Origin of the sequence: Klebsiella sp. GG_Kp146, assembly GCF_040061975.1 — a bacterium.
Classification (GTDB): domain Bacteria; phylum Pseudomonadota; class Gammaproteobacteria; order Enterobacterales; family Enterobacteriaceae; genus Klebsiella; species Klebsiella quasipneumoniae.
This window is the reverse complement of the sequence record NZ_JBEAHA010000002.1, coordinates 53,721-73,123: the sequence shown is the minus strand read 5'-3', so window position 1 is coordinate 73,123 and position 19,403 is coordinate 53,721. Positions and strand designations below refer to the sequence as shown.

General features: G+C 58.9%; 23 protein-coding genes. 19 read left to right on the top strand and 4 right to left on the bottom strand.

Annotation, left to right across the window (positions count from 1 at the left end; translation table 11 throughout):
• Positions 1 to 15: 15 nt before the first annotated feature.
• Positions 16 to 750, top strand: coding sequence for a phosphoadenosine phosphosulfate reductase (gene cysH, locus ABLU95_RS02670; protein ID WP_004205586.1), 735 nt, complete (start codon positions 16 to 18; stop codon positions 748 to 750).
• A 68-nt stretch (positions 751 to 818) separates the two neighbouring features.
• On the opposite strand, the gene ABLU95_RS02665 is transcribed toward cysH, so the two are convergent.
• A complete protein-coding gene (locus ABLU95_RS02665) occupies positions 819 to 1,865 on the bottom strand; it encodes an aminopeptidase (protein WP_032453906.1) in 1,047 nt (348 codons plus the stop codon).
• A 246-nt stretch (positions 1,866 to 2,111) separates the two neighbouring features.
• On the opposite strand from ABLU95_RS02665, the gene cysG reads away from it, so the two are divergent.
• The 13 genes from cysG (at position 2,112) to rpoS (ending at position 13,337) form a co-directional block, all read left to right on the top strand.
• Positions 2,112 to 3,518, top strand: a complete 1,407-nt coding sequence (gene cysG / locus ABLU95_RS02660; protein ID WP_072096587.1) for a siroheme synthase CysG — start codon at positions 2,112 to 2,114, stop codon at positions 3,516 to 3,518.
• 9 nt (positions 3,519 to 3,527) lie between these two features.
• Positions 3,528 to 4,436 carry a sulfate adenylyltransferase subunit CysD gene (gene cysD, locus ABLU95_RS02655; RefSeq protein WP_048335130.1) on the top strand — a complete coding sequence of 303 codons (909 nt, stop codon included), beginning with the start codon at positions 3,528 to 3,530 and terminating at the stop codon, positions 4,434 to 4,436.
• A gap of 9 nt (positions 4,437 to 4,445) precedes the next feature.
• Positions 4,446 to 5,873 (top strand): sulfate adenylyltransferase subunit CysN, encoded by a 1,428-nt coding sequence (gene cysN, locus ABLU95_RS02650; protein ID WP_241516404.1) that lies wholly within the window; start codon positions 4,446 to 4,448, stop codon positions 5,871 to 5,873.
• On the top strand, positions 5,873 to 6,478 hold the full coding sequence (gene cysC / locus ABLU95_RS02645) for an adenylyl-sulfate kinase (RefSeq protein ID WP_002915158.1): 606 nt from the start codon (positions 5,873 to 5,875) through the stop codon (positions 6,476 to 6,478). The genes cysN and cysC overlap by 1 nt, the downstream gene beginning before the upstream one ends.
• A 50-nt stretch (positions 6,479 to 6,528) precedes the next feature.
• Positions 6,529 to 6,855, top strand: a complete 327-nt coding sequence (locus tag ABLU95_RS02640) for a DUF3561 family protein (RefSeq protein ID WP_004205590.1) — start codon at positions 6,529 to 6,531, stop codon at positions 6,853 to 6,855.
• A gap of 140 nt (positions 6,856 to 6,995) precedes the next feature.
• Entirely contained in the window at positions 6,996 to 7,313 is a 318-nt protein-coding gene (gene ftsB, locus ABLU95_RS02635) for a cell division protein FtsB (RefSeq protein WP_002915156.1), read from the top strand.
• 19 nt (positions 7,314 to 7,332) lie between these two features.
• Positions 7,333 to 8,043, top strand: a complete 711-nt coding sequence (gene ispD / locus ABLU95_RS02630) for a 2-C-methyl-D-erythritol 4-phosphate cytidylyltransferase (RefSeq protein ID WP_017899180.1) — start codon at positions 7,333 to 7,335, stop codon at positions 8,041 to 8,043.
• Positions 8,043 to 8,522 (top strand): 2-C-methyl-D-erythritol 2,4-cyclodiphosphate synthase, encoded by a 480-nt coding sequence (ispF, locus tag ABLU95_RS02625; protein WP_004181093.1) that lies wholly within the window; start codon positions 8,043 to 8,045, stop codon positions 8,520 to 8,522. The genes ispD and ispF overlap by 1 nt, the downstream gene beginning before the upstream one ends.
• Positions 8,519 to 9,568, top strand: coding sequence for a tRNA pseudouridine(13) synthase TruD (gene truD / locus ABLU95_RS02620; RefSeq protein ID WP_241516406.1), 1,050 nt, complete (start codon positions 8,519 to 8,521; stop codon positions 9,566 to 9,568). Before ispF ends, truD begins: the two co-directional genes overlap by 4 nt.
• Complete coding sequence (surE, locus tag ABLU95_RS02615; protein WP_004205600.1) at positions 9,549 to 10,310, top strand: 5'/3'-nucleotidase SurE; 762 nt, start codon at positions 9,549 to 9,551, stop codon at positions 10,308 to 10,310. Before truD ends, surE begins: the two co-directional genes overlap by 20 nt.
• Positions 10,304 to 10,930, top strand: coding sequence for a protein-L-isoaspartate(D-aspartate) O-methyltransferase (locus ABLU95_RS02610; RefSeq protein ID WP_023290820.1), 627 nt, complete (start codon positions 10,304 to 10,306; stop codon positions 10,928 to 10,930). The genes surE and ABLU95_RS02610 overlap by 7 nt, the downstream gene beginning before the upstream one ends.
• A 125-nt stretch (positions 10,931 to 11,055) precedes the next feature.
• Positions 11,056 to 12,186, top strand: a complete 1,131-nt coding sequence (gene nlpD, locus ABLU95_RS02605) for a murein hydrolase activator NlpD (RefSeq protein WP_087775297.1) — start codon at positions 11,056 to 11,058, stop codon at positions 12,184 to 12,186.
• 158 nt (positions 12,187 to 12,344) lie between these two features.
• Complete coding sequence (gene rpoS, locus ABLU95_RS02600; protein ID WP_002915106.1) at positions 12,345 to 13,337, top strand: RNA polymerase sigma factor RpoS; 993 nt, start codon at positions 12,345 to 12,347, stop codon at positions 13,335 to 13,337.
• Positions 13,338 to 13,389: 52 nt separating this feature from the next.
• Here the strand turns inward: rpoS and ABLU95_RS02595 are convergent, their stop codons facing one another.
• Together ABLU95_RS02595 and ABLU95_RS02590 are read right to left on the bottom strand one after the other, a co-directional pair.
• Positions 13,390 to 13,767: a DUF4440 domain-containing protein gene (locus ABLU95_RS02595; RefSeq protein WP_277475392.1), complete on the bottom strand. Its 378-nt coding sequence runs from the start codon at positions 13,765 to 13,767 to the stop codon at positions 13,390 to 13,392.
• On the bottom strand, positions 13,764 to 14,966 hold the full coding sequence (locus tag ABLU95_RS02590) for an MFS transporter (RefSeq protein WP_261902087.1): 1,203 nt from the start codon (positions 14,964 to 14,966) through the stop codon (positions 13,764 to 13,766). Before ABLU95_RS02590 ends, ABLU95_RS02595 begins: the two co-directional genes overlap by 4 nt.
• Before the next feature lie 108 nt (positions 14,967 to 15,074).
• Between ABLU95_RS02590 and ABLU95_RS02585 the strand changes: the two genes are divergently transcribed.
• Positions 15,075 to 15,962, top strand: a complete 888-nt coding sequence (locus tag ABLU95_RS02585) for a LysR family transcriptional regulator (RefSeq protein WP_032453901.1) — start codon at positions 15,075 to 15,077, stop codon at positions 15,960 to 15,962.
• An 8-nt stretch (positions 15,963 to 15,970) separates the two neighbouring features.
• On the opposite strand, the gene ABLU95_RS02580 is transcribed toward ABLU95_RS02585, so the two are convergent.
• The gene (locus ABLU95_RS02580; protein ID WP_023290815.1) at positions 15,971 to 16,378 is read right to left on the bottom strand and encodes a MarR family transcriptional regulator; all 408 of its coding nucleotides are present in this window, start codon (positions 16,376 to 16,378) and stop codon (positions 15,971 to 15,973) included.
• 172 nt (positions 16,379 to 16,550) lie between these two features.
• Here ABLU95_RS02580 and ABLU95_RS02575 point away from each other — a divergent pair, with 172 nt between their 5' ends.
• From ABLU95_RS02575 to ABLU95_RS02560, 4 genes are all read left to right on the top strand, one after another.
• On the top strand, positions 16,551 to 17,144 hold the full coding sequence (locus ABLU95_RS02575; RefSeq protein WP_023290814.1) for a non-oxidative hydroxyarylic acid decarboxylases subunit B: 594 nt from the start codon (positions 16,551 to 16,553) through the stop codon (positions 17,142 to 17,144).
• Positions 17,144 to 18,571 carry a non-oxidative hydroxyarylic acid decarboxylases subunit C gene (locus ABLU95_RS02570; protein WP_004205612.1) on the top strand — a complete coding sequence of 476 codons (1,428 nt, stop codon included), beginning with the start codon at positions 17,144 to 17,146 and terminating at the stop codon, positions 18,569 to 18,571. The genes ABLU95_RS02575 and ABLU95_RS02570 overlap by 1 nt, the downstream gene beginning before the upstream one ends.
• Positions 18,572 to 18,581: 10 nt before the next feature.
• On the top strand, positions 18,582 to 18,818 hold the full coding sequence (locus ABLU95_RS02565; RefSeq protein WP_032453899.1) for a non-oxidative hydroxyarylic acid decarboxylases subunit D: 237 nt from the start codon (positions 18,582 to 18,584) through the stop codon (positions 18,816 to 18,818).
• Between the two features lie 431 nt (positions 18,819 to 19,249).
• A complete protein-coding gene (locus ABLU95_RS02560; RefSeq protein WP_065882135.1) occupies positions 19,250 to 19,402 on the top strand; it encodes a Hok/Gef family protein in 153 nt (50 codons plus the stop codon).
• Position 19,403 lies beyond the last annotated feature (1 nt).

The following is a 19,403-nucleotide window of genomic DNA, read 5'->3' as shown; positions in this document are numbered from 1 at the left end:
GCAAACGAGGTTCTTATGTCCGTACTCGATCTAAACGCGCTTAATGCATTGCCGAAAGTGGAACGTATTCTGGCTCTCGCGGAAACCAACGCCCAACTGGAAAAGCTCGACGCCGAAGGGCGTGTGGCCTGGGCGCTGGAAAACCTGCCGGGAGACTATGTGCTGTCGTCAAGCTTTGGTATTCAGGCGGCGGTGAGTTTGCACCTGGTGAATCAGATCCGCCCGGACATTCCGGTGATCCTCACCGATACCGGTTACCTGTTCCCGGAAACCTACCAGTTTATTGACGAGCTGACGGACAAGCTCAAGCTGAACCTGAAGGTCTACCGCGCGGCCGAAAGCGCGGCCTGGCAGGAGGCGCGCTACGGCAAGCTGTGGGAGCAGGGCGTTGAGGGCATTGAGAAATACAATGAGATCAACAAGGTTGAACCGATGAACCGGGCGCTGAAAGAGCTAAACGCGCAGACGTGGTTTGCCGGTCTGCGCCGCGAGCAGTCGGGCAGTCGGGCGACGCTTCCGGTGCTGGCGGTCCAGCGCGGGGTGTTCAAGGTGTTGCCGATTATCGACTGGGATAACCGGACGGTGTATCAGTATCTGCAAAAGCATGGGCTGAAATACCATCCGCTGTGGGATCAGGGGTATCTGTCGGTAGGCGATACCCACACCACCCGCAAATGGGAGCCGGGCATGGCAGAAGAAGAGACCCGGTTCTTCGGGCTTAAACGCGAGTGCGGATTGCACGAGGGTTGATTAGCGCTTCCTGAGGGAATGGTGTGAAAGAGAACACGCGGGTGATACCGCGTGTTCATTTGCACCCGTCAGCTTTTCTTCTCCACCTTCGCCAGCTCTTTCACCAGCGGCAGCATCACTTTCACGACATCGCGCCCGCGATGCTCGATCCGTCCCGGCAGCGCGTTGTCGATATATTGCTGATTATCCAGCTGAACGTCATGCCAGCTGATTCCCTGCGGGAAGCTGCGCGATTTGCTCCGCTGCTGATAGCCATCTTTCTTGCCTAATGACCAGTTGGTCGCTTCGACCGACAGCACCGGGATCCCCGCGTTGTCGAAGACGCTGGCGTCATTACAGCAGCTGGTGCCTTTCGGGTAAGCCGGATTGAGTCCCGGATTGGTGTAGGCGGCGATGCCTTTGCTGCGGGCGATAGCCAGCGCGCGATCGCGGGTCAGCTTGCGCACCGAGGCCGGCGTGCGGCGGCCGCTGTTGAAGTAAAGCTTATCGCCCACCACCAGGTTATCGAGATTGATCACCAGCAGGGTATTTTTCTTTTCCGCTTCGCTCATCCGCTGCAGCAGGTTTTGCGCGCCGAGACGACCTTCCTCTTCGCCGCTGGTGGCGATAAAGCGAATGCCATAGCGGGTGGGGACGTTCTTTAAATGCTCCGCCAGCTCCAGCATCACCCCGAGCCCCATCGCGTTGTCGTCAATTCCCTGCAGCGTCAGGCCGCCGAGGTTGTTTTCGACGTCTTTATCGCTCTGCGGCGCGTAGGTATCGAGGTGCGCCATGATGATGATTTGCTGGCGAGACTGGCCTTCATGGGCGGCGATCACCGTACTGCCGGTGACGTTATGCCAGTTTTTACGCTGGTTGCTGTCGGTATAGATGTAGCGGGTATTGAAGCTCCGCACGTCGCTTTGATAGCCCATCCGGGCGAACTGCTGGCGCAGATAGTCAGCTGAGAGCATTTCCGGGGGCGTTCCGGTCATTCGTCCCGGGAAGACGGTGGCGATATGGCGAGCCTGACTACTGGCGGTGTCGCCCAGCGCGCTGAATGCGGGGGCGGCGGCGAAAACAAAACCGGTGCCGAGCGCCAGCGGAAGCAGACGGCGGCACAACGCGGAAAACATAAGGGGTCCTTACACGAACGAGACAATTTGACGCGTACAGTATGAAACTGTGACCGCGGTTAAACAATTTCAATTGCTCTTAAATAGCGGAAAAATAGCGTGTTAAGCACTTTTTGATATTTAGATTTCCACCGCGTTATTCCTTTGTGTCACAACTCATTCCATTTCGTAATTTCATTTGCTCTAAGGCGCACCCTATAGTCGCAGTATCGCTGATTGTAAGAGAGTTGTTACCCCGTGGATTACTTGCCCCTTTTTGCCGAACTGAAACAAAGGCCCGTGCTGGTGATCGGCGGCGGAGAGATTGCCGAACGCAAGATCAAGTTTCTGCTGCGCGCCCAGGCGCAGGTGCAGGTGGTCGCCGGGACGCTGTCTCCGGCGCTGGCCGATCTGGCGGCGCGCCAGGCGCTTAGCTGGCGGGCGACGGAATTTAGCGACGCTCTGGTGGATGATGTCTTTCTGGTGATTGCCGCCACGGAGGACGAGGCGCTTAACCAGCGGGTGTTTGCGGCGGCTAACGCGCGTTACCGGCTGGTCAACGTAGTGGATAACCAGGCGCTCTGCTCGTTTGTCTTCCCTTCTATCGTCGACCGTTCGCCGCTGCTGGTGGCGATTTCCTCCAGCGGGAAAGCGCCGGTGCTGTCGCGTATTCTGCGCGAAAAAATCGAAGCGCTGCTGCCGACGAACCTCGGGCGTCTGGCGGAATCGGCGAGCTACTGGCGCAATCATCTGAAAACCCGTCTGACGACCACCGAAGCGCGTCGCCGCTTTTGGGAGCGGGTCTTTACCGGCCGCTTCGCCAGCCTGATGGTGGCGGGCAACGCTGCGGAGGCGGAAAAAGCGCTGCAGGATGAGCTGGATAAGCCTGAACGCGAAACAGGTGAAATTATTCTGGTGGGGGCCGGACCGGGCGATGCCGGGCTGCTGACCCTGCGTGGCCTGCAGGCGATCCAGCAGGCGGACGTGGTTTTCCACGACCATCTGGTGACCCAGCCGGTTCTCGAACTGGTGCGCCGCGATGCCGAGCTGGTTTGCGTCGGTAAGCGCGCCGGCGAGCACTCGGTGCCGCAGCATGAAACCAATCAGCTGCTGGTGGAGGCGGCGAAGGCGGGAAAAACCGTCGTGCGTCTGAAGGGCGGGGATCCGTTTATTTTTGGCCGCGGCGCAGAAGAGCTGCAGGCTGCCGCCGCCGCGGGCATCCCGTTCCAGGTGGTGCCTGGCGTCACTGCCGCCGCCGGCGCGACGGCCTACGCCGGTATTCCACTGACCCATCGCGATTATGCGCAAAGCGCCGTCTTTGTCACCGGGCACTATAAGCCGGACAGCGCTCCCTTCGACTGGGCGCTGCTGGCGAAGAGCCAACAGACGTTGGCCATTTACATGGGCACCATGAAGGCGGCGGAAATCAGCGCCCAGCTGATCGCCCACGGTCGCGACAGCAATACGCCGGTAGCGGTGATTTCCCGCGGTACCCGCGACGATCAGCAGACGATAACCGGCACATTGCAACAACTCGAACACCTGGCGAAAGACGCCCCGATGCCCGCCCTGCTGGTGGTCGGCGAAGTGGTGCAGCTGCATCAGCAGCTCGCCTGGTTTCAACATACATCATCCGCCGAGGGGTTTAACTCTTCGGTGGTCAATCTGGCTTAAGGAACGGTTATGGACCAAAAACGACTCACTCACCTGCGGCAACTGGAGGCGGAAAGCATCCATATTATTCGTGAGGTGGCCGCCGAATTTGCTAACCCGGTGATGATGTACTCCATCGGGAAAGATTCCAGCGTAATGCTGCATCTGGCGCGCAAAGCGTTTTATCCGGGAACCCTGCCGTTCCCGCTGCTGCACGTCGATACCGGCTGGAAATTCCGTGAGATGTATGAGTTCCGCGACCGTACCGCCAAAGCCTATGGCTGCGAGCTGCTGGTGCATAAAAACCCGGAAGGGGTGGCGATGGGCATCAACCCGTTCGTCCACGGCAGCGCCAAGCATACCGATATCATGAAAACCGAAGGGCTGAAGCAGGCGCTGAACAAATACGGCTTTGACGCCGCATTCGGCGGCGCGCGGCGTGATGAGGAGAAATCCCGCGCTAAAGAGCGCATCTACTCCTTCCGCGACCGCTTCCACCGCTGGGACCCGAAAAACCAGCGTCCGGAGCTGTGGCACAACTACAACGGCCAGATTAACAAAGGCGAAAGCATCCGCGTCTTCCCGCTCTCCAACTGGACCGAGCTGGATATCTGGCAGTACATCTATCTGGAAAACATCGAAATCGTGCCGCTGTATCTGGCCGCTGAGCGCCCGGTGCTGGAGCGCGACGGCATGCTGATGATGATCGACGACGACCGTATCGATCTGCAGCCGGGCGAAGTGATTGAAAAACGGATGGTGCGTTTCCGTACCCTCGGCTGCTGGCCGCTGACCGGCGCGGTGGAGTCTGAAGCGCAGACGCTGCCGGAAATTATTGAAGAGATGCTGGTATCCACCACCAGCGAACGTCAGGGGCGCGTCATCGATCGCGACCAGGCCGGCTCGATGGAGCTGAAGAAACGTCAGGGTTATTTCTAAGGAGCCGCCATGAACACGACCATTGCCCAACAAATTGCCGATGAAGGCGGCGTAGAAGCTTATCTGCACGCGCAACAGCACAAGAGCCTGCTGCGTTTTCTGACCTGCGGCAGCGTCGATGACGGTAAAAGCACCCTGATTGGCCGTCTGCTCCACGATACCCGCCAGATCTATGAAGATCAGCTCTCTTCGCTGCATAACGACAGCAAGCGTCACGGCACCCAGGGCGAAAAACTGGACCTGGCACTGCTGGTGGATGGTCTGCAGGCCGAGCGCGAGCAGGGCATCACCATTGACGTGGCCTATCGCTACTTCTCGACGGAAAAACGCAAATTTATCATCGCCGACACCCCGGGGCACGAGCAGTACACCCGCAATATGGCCACCGGCGCGTCCACCTGCGATCTGGCGATCCTGCTGATCGACGCGCGTAAAGGCGTGCTCGACCAGACCCGCCGTCACAGCTTTATCTCCACCCTGCTGGGCATTAAACACCTGGTGGTGGCGGTCAACAAAATGGATCTCGTCGAGTTTAGCGAAGCGCGCTTCAACGAGATCCGTGAAGCTTACCTGACTTTTGCCGAGCAGCTGCCGGGCAACCTCGATATTCGCTTTGTGCCGCTGTCGGCGCTGGAGGGCGATAATGTCGCCAGCCAGAGCGCGAACATGCCGTGGTACAGCGGCCCGACTCTGCTGGAAGTCCTCGAAACGGTGGAGATCCAACGGGTAGTGGAGAGCCAACCGCTGCGCTTCCCGGTGCAGTATGTTAACCGTCCGAACCTCGATTTCCGCGGCTTCTCCGGTACGGTCGCCTCCGGTACCGTGCAGGTCGGCCAGCGTCTGAAGGTGCTGCCGTCGGGCGTCGAGTCGAGCGTGGCGCGTATCGTCACCTTCGACGGCGATCTGCAGGAAGCCGCCGCCGGGGAAGCCATTACCATTGTGCTGAAAGATGAAATCGACATCAGCCGCGGCGACCTGCTGGTTGACGCGCAAGCCACGCTGCCGGCGGTGCAAAGCGCCAGCATCGACGTGGTGTGGATGGCCGAGCAGGCGTTGACCCCGGGGCAGAGCTACGACATCAAAATCGCCGGTAAGAAGACCCGCGCCCGCGTGGATGCTATCCGTTACCAGGTAGATATTAACAACCTGACCCAGCGTGAAGTCGAGTCTCTGCCGCTGAACGGCATCGGGCTGGTGGAGCTGACCTTTGACGAACCTTTAGTGCTGGATCCCTATCAGCAAAACCCAGTGACCGGCGGGCTTATCTTTATCGATCGTCTGACCAACGTCACCGTCGGCGCCGGGATGGTCAACGAGCCGCACCTGCAGGCGCCGACGTCGGCATCGCAGTACAGCGCTTTCGAGCTGGAACTGAACCAGCTGATCCGCAAACACTTCCCGCACTGGGACGCCCGCGACCTGCTGGGAGGCAAATAATGGCCCAGCATGACGAAAACGTCGTCTGGCATGCCCATCCTGTGACCCAGCAGCAGCGGGAACAGCATCACGGCCATCGCGGCGTGGTGCTGTGGTTTACCGGCCTTTCGGGGTCGGGTAAATCCACTGTCGCCGGGGCGCTGGAGGAAGCCTTGCATGAGCGCGGCGTCAGCACCTATCTGCTGGACGGCGATAACGTACGTCATGGCTTGTGCAGCGACCTGGGATTCAGTGATGAGGATCGCAAAGAGAACATTCGCCGCGTCGGTGAAGTGGCCAGGCTGATGGTCGATGCCGGGCTGGTTGTATTGACGGCATTTATATCTCCGCACCGCGCGGAGCGACAGATGGTGCGCGAGCGCTTGGGGGAGGGACGCTTTATCGAAGTGTTCGTCGATACCCCGCTGGCCATCTGCGAGGCGCGGGATCCGAAAGGATTGTATAAGAAGGCGCGGGCAGGGGAATTACGCAATTTCACAGGCATAGACTCGGTCTATGAGGCACCGGAAAAGGCGGAAATTCATCTGGATGGTGAACAATTGGTAACAAATTTGGTGCACCAACTATTAGACCTGCTGCAACAGAGCGATATTATCAGATCCTGAAACGGCAGCGGCATCGAGGGGTGCCGGTTGCCCGGTCTACAGGATTCGATATGCGCAATACCCAGAACCTCAGTATTATTCGTTCAGAACCGCCTCCGGCGACCGGCGACGAGACCACCTGGTCTTTGTCGGGCGCTGCCGTGGGCTTTATTTCATGGCTGCTGGCGCTGGGTATTCCCTTCCTTCTCTATGGCAGTAATACACTTTTCTTCCTCCTCTACACCTGGCCATTCTTCCTTGCGTTGATGCCGGTGGCGGTGGTGGTCGGTATTGCGCTGCACTCTCTGCTCAATGGCAAACTGCTCTATAGCGCCAGCGCGACCATCCTGACCGTCGGGCTGATGTTTGCGCTCCTCTTCCTCTGGCTGTTGGGATAACCCGTTTCTGGTATGAATCAAGCATGGGTATCAGCAGCAAAAATATGGTACAGTCCCCGCGTTACGCGGCATCGTCCGCGCGCCCCGGTAGCGTACCCGGGCGAGTTTTGGGATGATGATGCCGTTTTTCAGGGGGCAGGATGGGTAAACTAACGCTGCTATTATTAGCTTTGCTGGTCTGGCTACAGTATTCGCTGTGGTTCGGTAAAAACGGCCTGCATGACTACACGCGGGTTAACGACGACGTCACCGCCCAGCAGGCGACTAACGCCAAATTAAAAGCACGCAACGATCAGCTGTTTGCCGAAATTGACGACCTCAACGGCGGTCAGGAAGCGATCGAGGAGCGTGCGCGCAATGAACTCAGCATGACCCGCCCGGGCGAAACCTTCTATCGTCTGGTACCGGATGCGTCTAAACGCAACCAGGCATCGGGGCAACAGCAGAACAATCGATAACCAGGCCCAGGATTACAACATGGCAGCCACTTTTCCGGGCATTTGCGCCGTGGTGCCGGCAGCCGGTTTCGGCCGCCGCATGCAAACGGAATGCCCGAAACAATATCTCTCAATCGGTAACAAAACGATTCTCGAACATGCGGTCGCCGCGCTGCTGGCGGATCCGCGCGTCCAGCGCGTGGTGATTGCCGTCAGCCCCGGCGATCGGCGCTTCAGCCAGCTGCCGCTGGCCCAGCACCCGCAAATTACCGTCGTGGATGGCGGCGCCGAGCGCGCCGATTCGGTGCTCGCCGGCCTGCAGGCGTTGCCGGAGGCGCAGTGGGTGCTGGTGCATGACGCCGCGCGCCCCTGCCTGCATCAGGATGACCTCAGCCGCCTGCTGGCACTCTGTGAAACCAGCCGCGTCGGCGGGATCCTCGCAGCGCCGGTGCGCGACACCATGAAGCGCGCCGAGCCGGGCAAAACCGCCGTCGCCCATACCGTCGATCGTAATGACCTGTGGCACGCGCTCACCCCGCAATTTTTCCCTCGCGAGCTGCTGGTGGATTGCCTCACCCGGGCGCTGAACGAGGGGGCCACCATCACCGATGAAGCCTCGGCGCTGGAGTACTGCGGCTTCCATCCGCAGCTGGTCGCCGGACGCGCTGATAATATTAAAGTGACGCGCCCGGAAGATCTGGCGCTGGCGGAATTTTACCTCACCCGTTCCCGACACCAGGAGAAAGCTTAATGCGAATTGGACATGGTTTTGACGTACACGCTTTTGGCGGTGAAGGCCCAATCATCATTGGCGGGGTACGCATTCCTTATGAAAAAGGGCTGCTGGCCCACTCCGACGGCGACGTCGCGCTGCATGCGCTGACCGATGCGCTGCTGGGCGCCGCGGCGCTCGGCGATATTGGCAAGCTGTTCCCGGATACCGATCCGGCGTTTAAAGGCGCCGACAGCCGCGAACTGCTGCGCGAAGCGTGGCGCCGCATCCAGGCCAAAGGCTATACGCTCGGCAACGTCGACGTCACCATTATCGCCCAGGCGCCGAAAATGCTGCCGCATATCCCGCAGATGCGCGTTTTTATCGCTGAAGATCTCGGCTGCCATATGGACGACGTCAACGTGAAAGCGACCACCACCGAGAAGCTGGGCTTCACCGGCCGCGGGGAAGGGATCGCCTGCGAAGCGGTCGCGCTGCTGCGTAAGGCCGACAAATGATCGCCTTTGACCAACTGACCTGGCTGCACGGCAAGCCGCAGAGCAGCGGGCTGCTGAAAGCCAATCCGGAAGATTTCCTGGTGGTGGAAGACCTGGGCTTCGCCCCGGACGGCGAAGGCGAGCACGTGCTGGTGCGGATCCTCAAAAACGGCTGTAATACGCGCTTTGTCGCCGATGCGCTGGCGAAATTCCTCAAAATCCATGCCCGTGAAGTGAGCTTCGCCGGGCAAAAAGATAAGCACGCCGTCACCGAGCAGTGGCTGTGCGCCCGGGTGCCCGGCAAAGAGATGCCGGATCTGAGCAAATTTCAGCTCGAGGGCTGCCAGGTACTGGAATATGCCCGCCATAAGCGTAAGCTGCGATTAGGCGCGCTGAAGGGCAACCAGTTTACCCTGATCCTGCGCGAGGTAAGCGATCGCCAGGAGGTGGAGACGCGTCTGCAGGCCATCGCTGAACGGGGCGTGCCGAACTATTTCGGCGCTCAGCGCTTTGGCATCGGCGGTAGCAATCTGCAGGGCGCGCTGCGCTGGGCGGAGAGCGGCGCGCCGGTGCGCGATCGCAATAAGCGCAGTTTTTGGTTGTCGGCGGCCCGCAGCGCGTTGTTTAATCAGCAAGTCAGTATTAGATTAAAAAAAACGGAATTTAATCAGGTTGTTGATGGCGATGCGCTACAATTAGCGGGGCGTGGGAGCTGGTTTGTCGTCACACCGGAAGAACTCGTGGTTTCGCAGGCGCGGGTGCATAACCGCGAACTGATGATCACGGCTGCGCTGCCGGGCAGCGGCGACTGGGGAAGCCAGCGCGACGCTCTGGCCGCCGAGCAGGCCGCCATCGCCGAGGAAACCTTGCTGCAGACACTGCTGGTGCGGGAGAAAGTCGAGGCGGCGCGCCGGGCGATGCTCCTCTATCCGCAGCAGCTGAGCTGGAACTGGTGGGATGATGTAACCGTTGAACTGCGTTTCTGGCTGCCGGCGGGCAGCTTCGCCACCAGCGTGGTCAGGGAGCTTATCAATATAACGGGTGACTATGCGAATATTGCTGAGTAACGATGACGGGATCCATGCGCCGGGGATACAGACCCTGGCGAAGGCCTTAAGGGAGTTTGCCGAGGTCCAGGTGGTTGCACCCGATCGTAACCGCAGCGGGGCTTCGAATTCGCTGACGCTGGAATCGTCACTGCGCACCTTTACCTATGAAAATGGCGATATCGCCGTCCAGATGGGGACGCCGACGGACTGCGTCTACCTCGGCGTGAACGCGCTGATGCGCCCGCGTCCGGACATCGTCGTTTCCGGAATCAACGCCGGGCCCAACCTGGGCGATGACGTCATTTACTCCGGCACCGTGGCGGCGGCGATGGAAGGCCGCCATCTGGGGTTCCCCGCGCTGGCTGTGTCGCTCAATGGCTATCAACACTACGACACCGCCGCAGCGGTGACCTGCACTCTCCTGCGCGGCCTCAGCCGTGAACCGCTGCGCACCGGGCGGATCCTCAACGTCAATGTCCCGGACCTGCCCCTTGACCAGATCAAAGGTATCCGCGTGACCCGCTGCGGCAATCGCCATCCTGCCGACCAGGTGATCCCGCAAAAGGATCCGCGCGGCAATACCCTTTACTGGATTGGCCCGCCGGGCGATAAGCGCGACGCCGGGCCGGGCACCGATTTTGCGGCAGTGGATGAAGGCTATGTTTCCGTTACGCCATTGCACGTCGATTTAACCGCCCATCAGGCGCATGAGGTGGTCACCGATTGGCTGGAACGTGTCGGGGTTGACAGGCAATGGTAAGTAAACGTGTTGAAAGTTTGTTGAATCAACTGCGCACGCAGGGCATCGTCGATGAACGTGTCCTCGAGGCGATCGCGCGCGTCCCGCGCGAAAAATTTGTTGATGAAGCCTTTGAACATAAAGCGTGGGAAAACACCGCGCTGCCGATTGGCCAGGGGCAAACCATCTCCCAGCCGTACATGGTGGCGCGGATGACCGAGCTGCTGGCGCTGACGCCGGAGTCGCGGGTGCTGGAGATCGGCACCGGTTCCGGTTACCAGACGGCCATCCTGGCGCACCTGGTGCATCACGTTTGCTCGGTAGAGCGAATTAAGAGTTTACAGTGGCAGGCGCGTCGTCGCCTGAAACAACTTGATTTACATAATGTTTCAACCCGTCATGGCGATGGGTGGCAAGGTTGGCAGGCGCGGGCGCCGTTTGATGCCATTATTGTGACGGCGGCGCCGCCGGAAATACCGACCGCGCTGCTGGCGCAGCTGGATGACGACGGCGTGCTGGTACTGCCGGTTGGCGAGGAGCATCAGTTTCTCAAACGGATCCGTCGCCGGGGCAACGAATTTATCATTGATACCGTCGAGGCCGTTCGCTTTGTTCCCCTGGTGAAAGGGGAGCTGGCCTGAGACCCGGATTATTCCAGGTTTTTTTTGCCTGACTTTAGGCGTAGGGTGGACACATTTTTCAGTGTCCTGGCCGGGCGTCGCCCGGTAAGCAAGATATTGGCAGTTAACATATTCCTGGGGGATAAATGAGCGCGGGAAGCACCAAATTTACCGTCAGCCGTATTGCGGCTCTTTCACTGGTTTCACTCTGGCTGGCCGGATGTACCAACACCAATAATCCGCCTGCGCCGGTTAGCTCTGCCGGCGGTGCCGCCTCTTCCAGCACCAATTCCGGCATGTTGATTACGCCGCCATCCTCCGGCGTCCAGTCAGCTCCTCAGACGCAGCCGATCCAGCCGGTGCAGACCCAGACCATTCAGCCGCAGCCAATGGCGCAGGAGCCGGTGCAGACGGTGAATGGCAAGATCGTTTACAACCGCAAATATGGCGATATTCCGAAAGGTAGCTATACCGGCGGCAGTACCTATACGGTCAAACGCGGCGACACCCTGTTCTATATCGCCTGGGTCACCGGCAACGATTTCCGTGACCTGGCGCAACGCAACAATGTCCCGGCCCCGTACGCCCTGAACGTCGGTCAGGTGCTGCAGGTCGGCAACGCTTCAGGCCAGCCGATCACCGGTGAAAACGCCGTTTCTCAGGCCAGCGCAAGGGCGAGCGGCGGTGCGACGGCCACCACAACTTCTGCACAAAAATCGACCGCGGTGGTTGCTTCACAACCGACTATTACGTATTCTGAATCCTCAGGTGAACAAAGTGCTACCAAGATGTTGCCTAATAATAAACCAGCGACCACGACCTCGACGGTTGTCGCGCCGGTGACGGCACCTACAACGGTGAGCACAACCCAGCCGACTGCAAGCAGTACGTCAACCAGTTCGCCGATCTCATCATGGCGCTGGCCGACTGATGGCAAAGTTATCGAGAACTTTAGTGGCGCGGAAGGCGGCAATAAAGGTATCGACATTGCAGGCAGTAAGGGACAGGCTATTGTCGCGACCGCCGATGGGCGCGTCGTCTATGCCGGTAACGCACTGCGCGGCTACGGTAATCTTATTATCATCAAACACAACGATGATTACCTGAGTGCCTACGCTCATAACGATACCATGCTGGTTCGGGAGCAACAGGAAGTCAAAGCGGGGCAGAAAATCGCTACCATGGGTAGCACCGGAACCAGCTCAACAAGATTACATTTTGAAATTCGTTACAAGGGGAAATCCGTCAACCCGCTGCAGTACTTACCGCAGCGATAATTTGGCAAAGTACGGATAAGCGAAGCATTAGCTAACAGGCGCCAGGGCGGTGTCTATGCGCCTCTCGCTGAGAGGAGTAGGGGAAATCGTCCTGGCGTCTTTTGTTGATGCGCCGTGGAAGGTGCTTTGCTCAGGGATCACGGGTAGGAGCCACCTTTATGAGTCAGAATACGCTGAAAGTTCATGATTTAAATGAAGACGCGGAATTTGATGAGAACGGAATTGAGGTTTTCGACGAGAAGGCCTTAGTAGAAGAGGAACCCAGTGATAGCGATCTGGCTGAGGAAGAGCTGCTGTCGCAAGGCGCAACGCAACGCGTGCTTGACGCCACTCAGCTTTATCTTGGAGAGATTGGTTATTCCCCACTGCTGACCGCGGAAGAGGAAGTCTATTTCGCGCGTCGCGCACTGCGTGGTGATGTCGCTTCACGCCGTCGCATGATTGAAAGCAACCTGCGTCTGGTGGTGAAGATTGCCCGTCGTTACAGCAATCGTGGTCTGGCGCTGCTGGATCTGATTGAAGAAGGTAACCTCGGCCTGATCCGCGCCGTTGAGAAGTTTGACCCGGAACGTGGGTTCCGTTTTTCGACCTATGCGACCTGGTGGATCCGCCAGACCATTGAACGGGCGATCATGAACCAAACCCGTACGATCCGTTTGCCGATCCATATTGTCAAAGAGCTGAACGTCTATCTGCGTACCGCGCGCGAGTTGTCCCACAAGCTGGACCACGAGCCGAGCGCGGAAGAGATTGCCGAACAGCTGGACAAACCGGTCGATGACGTCAGCCGTATGCTGCGTCTGAACGAGCGCATCACCTCGGTGGATACCCCGCTGGGTGGCGATTCAGAAAAAGCGCTGCTGGATATTCTGGCCGATGAGAAAGAGAACGGCCCGGAAGACACCACGCAGGACGATGATATGAAACAAAGCATCGTTAAATGGCTGTTCGAACTGAACGCCAAGCAGCGTGAGGTTCTGGCGCGTCGTTTCGGTCTGCTGGGTTATGAAGCCGCCACCCTGGAAGATGTGGGCCGTGAAATTGGCCTCACTCGCGAGCGTGTGCGTCAGATCCAGGTGGAAGGTCTGCGTCGCCTGCGGGAAATTCTGCAGGGGCAAGGACTGAATATCGAAGCGCTCTTCCGCGAATAAGATCTTTTCTCTCAAAAAGGCCCCCTCGAAAGACGGGGCCTTTTTCTTTGCGCTAGCCGAGGCGGGTTTCCTGCAGATGGCGCCAGACAATTTTCCCTTCCGCTTGCTGAAAAATCGCCGTCGACCAGCGTACGTTCTCACTGCCATCCGCCAGCGTTTGGCGTTCACGGTACAGCACGGCGGCGCCGTCGTGCCACTCGCTGATGATTTTCGCCTGATCCACCACAATGTGTAATTCCGGACGGCTTGCGCCCGCCTGGTGGAAAAAACGGCTCACCGTCGGGTAGTCCATCTTCTCGCCGCTCAGAGGGATCATGGTGAATTCGGCGGCAAAACGGCTCATCAGCGCCTCAGCGCTTCCTTCCCCGTGGCTTAACCAGCGTTCGATAAGGATATGGGCGTCGACGACTTCCTGCAGATAAGGGTTCATGACTTCTCCAGAGTAGTGTGCAGGCGATGGATAATCGCCCGATTATTCAGCCGCAGGCAAAACAGCAGCGGCAACAGGGTTATGGCGGCGGCGCAGCTAAACGCGCCCTGCCAGGCGTAGGCCGGCGGCAATACCCTCAACAGCAGGGCGAGCAGCGCGCTGCCGGCAAAGAAGCTGAGCTGGCGGTTAAGGTTCCACAGCGCGCTGGCGTCAGGCATCTCTTCGCCAGGCGTATGCAGGAAAGCGCTGCTTTGCGCGGTGCTGCTGCATACGCTGCCTCCGCCGCCCATCAGCGTAAAGGCCAGAATCAACAGCGCCAGCGGGCTGTGCGCATCGACCAGCAGCAGCAGCAGGATCCCCGCCGCCTGTAGCAGGCAGCCGACCATCACCAGCGGCCGCGGCCCGAAGCGGTTGAAATACCTGCCGGTAAAGGTGATGGCGGCGAACGAGGCCAGCGACCACGGCACCATCAGGGCGCCAGTGGCCCCCGGCGCCATCCCGGTGACGCGTTGCAGGTAGAACATTCCCACCACGTTGACGGCAATAAACATCCCCGGTACGCAGAGATAGATCAGCATGGCGAAGCGCAGGAGAGGATCGGCCAGCAATGACAGCGGGAGAAAGCGGGTCGGCCGGACGGGAGCGGGGCTGTTGTTTAACCATCGCGCCGCCAGCATAAAGGTAAGCAGGGCGACAGGCAGGCTGGCGAAAAAGACCCAGCGCCAGCTGAACGCCTGGACGAGCAGACCACCGATCGCTGGCGAGCAGGCGGGCGCCAGCAGGCCGACCAGCATCACCGCCGCCGATAGCTTCGCCCGCTCCTGCGGCTGAAACAGCGGCCACGTCAGCGCCTGGCCGAGGGGGATTAACAGCCCGCCGCCCATCCCCTGCAGCGTACGCCAGAAAATCAGCTCACCCAGGCTATGGGCCAGCCCCGATGCCAGCGCGCCGAGGCTGAATAGCCCCAGCGAGAGTAAAAACAGCCGTTTTGGCCCACAGCGCTGGCTGAGCCAGGCGCTGAACGGTACGACGGCCGTCAGGCCAAGAATATAGGCATTGCTGACCCACGCCAGCTGCGAGACGGACACCGCCAGCTCGTGGCTGATAGCCGGGAAGGCAATGCTGGCGATAAACATATTGATTAGGTCGAGAAAAAAGCCGAACAGAAAAACGGTGGCAACGCGGTGGCGATAGGTCATGATTCACTCCCTCAGACAGGCGGCTACTGTAAACCCGGCGCCGCGGGGGATAAACGGGGCGAATCGGGATATACTGTCTGAATATTTTTGACAATCATCCGGACGACGATGCTAAACCTTCAGCGCGTGACCATGTTTATCGCCGTGGTGGACGCCGGCAGCTTTACCCAGGCCGCCGCGGCGCTGGGGCAGACCAAGGCGGTGGTCAGCTTTAACGTACGGCAACTGGAAAATGAGCTGGGGGTGACGCTGCTGCTGCGCTCGACGCGCCGTCTGCGGCTCACTGACGCCGGGGCGCTGTTCTATCAGCGTGGGGTGGCGCTGCTCAAAGCGGCGGAAAATCTGCAGGATGAGGTCCGGGCCAGCCATAGCGGTTTAAGCGGAGAGCTGCGGATCACCACCACGCCGGAGTATGGCGCGCAGGTCATCATCCCGGCGCTGGCGGCGTTTTCCCGTCATCATCCGGCGCTACGGGTGCGGCACGTCTCGTCCTCCCATCATGCGGATCTTATCTCCGAACGATTTGACGTGGCGATACGCCTCGGTACGCTGGCCGATTCCCGCTATCGGGCGACGCGGATAGCCAGTTTCGCGATCCTGCCCGTCGCCTCCCCGGCCTGGCTGGCGAGCCATCCGGTGCTGACGCTGTCCGATCTGGCGCAAGCTGACTGGATTATTCACGAGCGTCTGCCGGCCCCGCTGCGCTGGCAGCTGCGAACGGATGAACAGGCAGAGGTGGATTTTACGATAGTCAACGCGCCACGGTTTTCAGCCGACAGCGCCACGGCGCTGATGAGCTTTGCTCTGGCCGGATGCGGCATCGCTTTGCTGCCAGCCTGGCTGGTGGCCGGTAAACTGGCGCAGCGGGAGCTGGTGGCTGTCCTGCCGGAATACCATTTCCCGCCGCAGGGAGTGTATGCCCTTTATCCCGATGCGCAGCATATGCCGACCCGGGTGCGGACGTTTATCGACTTCCTGCGCGAGCAGCTCGGCTAGGCGCTTGCTCAGGGAACCATCATTTTACGCACCAGCCGGGAGAACTGTTCGCGTTCATCATCGCTCAGGCGGCCAAGAAACTCGTCATCGACCTCATTGCCTTGCGGAATGGAACGGTTAAGCAGCGCCTCGCCTTCGTCGGTCAGATAGACAAAACGGCGGCGCTTATCGGCCGGATCGTGCTCCCGGCGCACCAGGCCGCGCGCTTCCATCCGGCTGAGCATCTCCGCCAGCGTGGCCTTCGTACTGACCGCCGCTTCAATCAGCACCACCTGTTCGATCCCCGGCTGCTCCGCAACCGAGCGCATCACCGCATACTGAGGCTTAGTCAGGTCCGGTAACGCCTGCTGCCAGCGGGCGGTATGTTGTTGAAAAAGCTGGCGCAGCAGGTGGAATGCTTCGTTTCGTAACTCCATGGATACTCCGTAACAAAACTGTCACCTCTATGATAGCCGTTCGTACGCCTTTTTATACCTTTTCCCTGTTTGATTAAAAATGCGCACGTATACGAACGATCTTGTCATTCGACTCAGGAGAGGGTAATTTAAGTATAAAGTTCGTGTACGAACAAATTGAATGAGGTCTGGAATGAAACTGATTGTTGGGATGACGGGGGCCACCGGGGCTCCGCTTGGGGTGGCATTACTGCAGGCGCTGCGCGATATGCCGGAGGTGGAAACCCATCTGGTGATGTCGAAGTGGGCCAAAACCACCATCGAGCTGGAAACGCCCTGGACGGCACGGGAAGTGGCCGCGCTGGCGGACTTTTCCCACAGCCCGGCCGACCAGGCCGCCACCATCTCTTCAGGTTCATTTCGTACCGACGGCATGATCGTGATTCCCTGCAGTATGAAAACGCTGGCAGGTATTCGCGCAGGCTATGCCGAGGGGCTGGTGGGACGCGCGGCGGACGTGGTGCTTAAAGAGGGGCGCAAGCTGGTGCTGGTCCCGCGGGAAATGCCGCTCAGCACGATCCATCTGGAGAACATGCTGGCGCTGTCCCGTATGGGCGTGGCGATGGTGCCGCCGATGCCGGCTTACTATAACCACCCGGAGACGGTTGACGATATCACCAACCACATTGTGACCCGGGTGCTGGATCAGTTTGGCCTCGACTATCACAAAGCGCGCCGCTGGAACGGCTTGCGCACGGCAGAACAATTAGCACAGGAGATCGAATAATGGCTTTTGATGATTTGCGCAGCTTTTTGCAGGCGCTGGATGACCAGGGACAACTGCTGAAAATCAGTGAGGAGGTGAACGCTGAGCCAGACCTGGCGGCGGCAGCCAATGCCACCGGACGCATCGGCGACGGCGCCCCGGCGCTGTGGTTCGATAATATTCGCGGCTTTACCGACGCCCGGGTGACGATGAACACCATCGGCTCGTGGCAGAACCATGCCATCTCGCTGGGCCTGCCGCCCAACACGCCGGTGAAAAAGCAGATTGATGAATTCATCCGCCGTTGGGATAACTTCCCGGTGACGCCAGAGCGCCGCGCCAACCCGGCATGGGCGGAAAACACCGTGGATGGCGATGATATCAACCTGTTCGATATTCTGCCGCTGTTCCGCCTCAACGATGGCGACGGCGGGTTCTACCTCGACAAAGCCTGTGTCGTTTCGCGCGATCCGCTTGACCCTGACAACTTCGGTAAGCAAAACGTCGGTATCTACCGTATGGAAGTGAAAGGCAAGCGCAAGCTTGGCCTGCAGCCGGTGCCGATGCACGATATCGCCCTGCATCTGCATAAAGCGGAAGAGCGCGGGGAAGACCTGCCGATCGCCATTACCCTCGGTAACGACCCGATTATCACCCTGATGGGCGCCACGCCGCTGAAATACGATCAGTCAGAATATGAAATGGCCGGCGCGCTGCGCGAGAGCCCGTATCCCATCGCCACCGCGCCGCTGACAGGCTTTGACGTGCCCTGGGGTTCGGAAGTGATCCTCGAAGGGGTGATTGAAGGCCGTAAGCGTGAGATAGAGGGGCCGTTCGGTGAGTTTACCGGCCACTACTCCGGCGGTCGTAACATGACGGTAGTGCGCATCGACAAAGTCTCGTATCGCAGCAAACCGATTTTTGAATCGCTCTATCTCGGTATGCCGTGGACCGAAATCGACTATCTGATGGGCCCGGCCACCTGCGTGCCGCTGTATCAGCAGCTGAAGGCAGAGTTCCCGGAAGTGCAGGCGGTCAACGCTATGTACACCCACGGTCTGCTGGCGATTATCTCCACCAAAAAACGCTACGGCGGTTTTGCCCGCGCGGTGGGTTTGCGGGCGATGACCACTCCCCACGGCCTCGGCTATGTGAAGATGGTGATCATGGTTGATGAAGACGTTGACCCGTTCAACCTGCCGCAGGTGATGTGGGCGCTCTCCTCGAAGGTTAACCCGGCGGGAGACCTGGTGCAGTTGCCGAACATGTCGGTCCTTGAACTTGACCCAGGCTCCAGCCCGGCGGGCATCACCGACAAGCTAATTATCGACGCCACCACCCCGGTTGCGCCGGACCTTCGCGGCCACTACAGCCAGCCGGTGCAGGATCTGCCGGAAACCAAAGCCTGGGCTGAAAAACTGACCGCTATGCTGGCCAACCGTAAATAAGGAGAAGAAGATGATTTGTCCACGTTGCGCCGATGAAAAGATTGACGTCATGGCGAAATCGCCGGTGAAAGGAGTCTGGACCGTGTATCAGTGCCAGCACTGTCTGTATACCTGGCGGGATACCGAGCCGCTGCGCCGCACCAGCCGTGAGCACTATCCTGAAGCGTTCCGGATGACGCAGAAAGATATTGATGAGGCGCCGCAGGTGCCGCACGTCCCGCCGCTATTGTCGGAAGATAAGCGTTAATGAAAAGAGCCCGCTAAGGGCTTATCCTGTTAAGGTTATTTTACCTGCCATTTTAAAACTGGGTCGTGCGCAAACTGCCTGCGACCATCACGCCGACTGGGATAATCTCTCCGTCGGCTTTTTTATATTTCGCAAAATGATAAAAGTTATTTACTCATTAAATCCAGAAATTATGTAAAGGGGTAATATAATGGGGCGACTTTGCGAGTCGGCTTCCAGATTAATATAAAATCCGTCTGATTAATTCCTTGCAGATAAATTTCACGCCATGACGAGTATAGAATAGCGGCGGGTGCTTGAGGCTGTCTGGCCTTGAGCAAGACCAGGACCCCAGACAGACGAAAGCCCCAGGAGATATTTCTATCAACTGAGGCTGACGGATGAACCTGAACAATTCAGATGTTAGTCTCTTCTTTGCAGGGAGGCAAGACATGCTAACAAAATATGCCCTTGTGGCAATCGTCGTACTGTGTATTAAGGTACTGGGATTTACGCTTTTGGTGCGCAGCTCGCTGTGCGAACTCAGTATTAAAGAGCGTAGTATGGAGTTTAAAGCTGTTCTCGCTTACGAATCGAAGAAATAGC

Coding starts and splice junctions, on each gene's coding strand:
- ABLU95_RS02560 (WP_065882135.1), top strand. CDS start 19,250: ATGCTAACAAAATATGCCCTTGTGGCAATCGTCGTACTGTGTATTAAG.
- ftsB (WP_002915156.1), top strand. CDS start 6,996: ATGGGTAAACTAACGCTGCTATTATTAGCTTTGCTGGTCTGGCTACAG.
- ABLU95_RS02585 (WP_032453901.1), top strand. CDS start 15,075: ATGCTAAACCTTCAGCGCGTGACCATGTTTATCGCCGTGGTGGACGCC.
- ABLU95_RS02565 (WP_032453899.1), top strand. CDS start 18,582: ATGATTTGTCCACGTTGCGCCGATGAAAAGATTGACGTCATGGCGAAA.
- ABLU95_RS02665 (WP_032453906.1), bottom strand. CDS start 1,865: ATGTTTTCCGCGTTGTGCCGCCGTCTGCTTCCGCTGGCGCTCGGCACC.
- rpoS (WP_002915106.1), top strand. CDS start 12,345: ATGAGTCAGAATACGCTGAAAGTTCATGATTTAAATGAAGACGCGGAA.
- ABLU95_RS02640 (WP_004205590.1), top strand. CDS start 6,529: ATGCGCAATACCCAGAACCTCAGTATTATTCGTTCAGAACCGCCTCCG.
- ABLU95_RS02590 (WP_261902087.1), bottom strand. CDS start 14,966: ATGACCTATCGCCACCGCGTTGCCACCGTTTTTCTGTTCGGCTTTTTT.
- cysH (WP_004205586.1), top strand. CDS start 16: ATGTCCGTACTCGATCTAAACGCGCTTAATGCATTGCCGAAAGTGGAA.
- cysC (WP_002915158.1), top strand. CDS start 5,873: ATGGCCCAGCATGACGAAAACGTCGTCTGGCATGCCCATCCTGTGACC.
- cysD (WP_048335130.1), top strand. CDS start 3,528: ATGGACCAAAAACGACTCACTCACCTGCGGCAACTGGAGGCGGAAAGC.
- ABLU95_RS02595 (WP_277475392.1), bottom strand. CDS start 13,767: ATGAACCCTTATCTGCAGGAAGTCGTCGACGCCCATATCCTTATCGAA.
- cysN (WP_241516404.1), top strand. CDS start 4,446: ATGAACACGACCATTGCCCAACAAATTGCCGATGAAGGCGGCGTAGAA.
- ABLU95_RS02570 (WP_004205612.1), top strand. CDS start 17,144: ATGGCTTTTGATGATTTGCGCAGCTTTTTGCAGGCGCTGGATGACCAG.
- ABLU95_RS02610 (WP_023290820.1), top strand. CDS start 10,304: ATGGTAAGTAAACGTGTTGAAAGTTTGTTGAATCAACTGCGCACGCAG.
- ispF (WP_004181093.1), top strand. CDS start 8,043: ATGCGAATTGGACATGGTTTTGACGTACACGCTTTTGGCGGTGAAGGC.
- ABLU95_RS02580 (WP_023290815.1), bottom strand. CDS start 16,378: ATGGAGTTACGAAACGAAGCATTCCACCTGCTGCGCCAGCTTTTTCAA.
- ABLU95_RS02575 (WP_023290814.1), top strand. CDS start 16,551: ATGAAACTGATTGTTGGGATGACGGGGGCCACCGGGGCTCCGCTTGGG.
- ispD (WP_017899180.1), top strand. CDS start 7,333: ATGGCAGCCACTTTTCCGGGCATTTGCGCCGTGGTGCCGGCAGCCGGT.
- truD (WP_241516406.1), top strand. CDS start 8,519: ATGATCGCCTTTGACCAACTGACCTGGCTGCACGGCAAGCCGCAGAGC.
- nlpD (WP_087775297.1), top strand. CDS start 11,056: ATGAGCGCGGGAAGCACCAAATTTACCGTCAGCCGTATTGCGGCTCTT.
- surE (WP_004205600.1), top strand. CDS start 9,549: ATGCGAATATTGCTGAGTAACGATGACGGGATCCATGCGCCGGGGATA.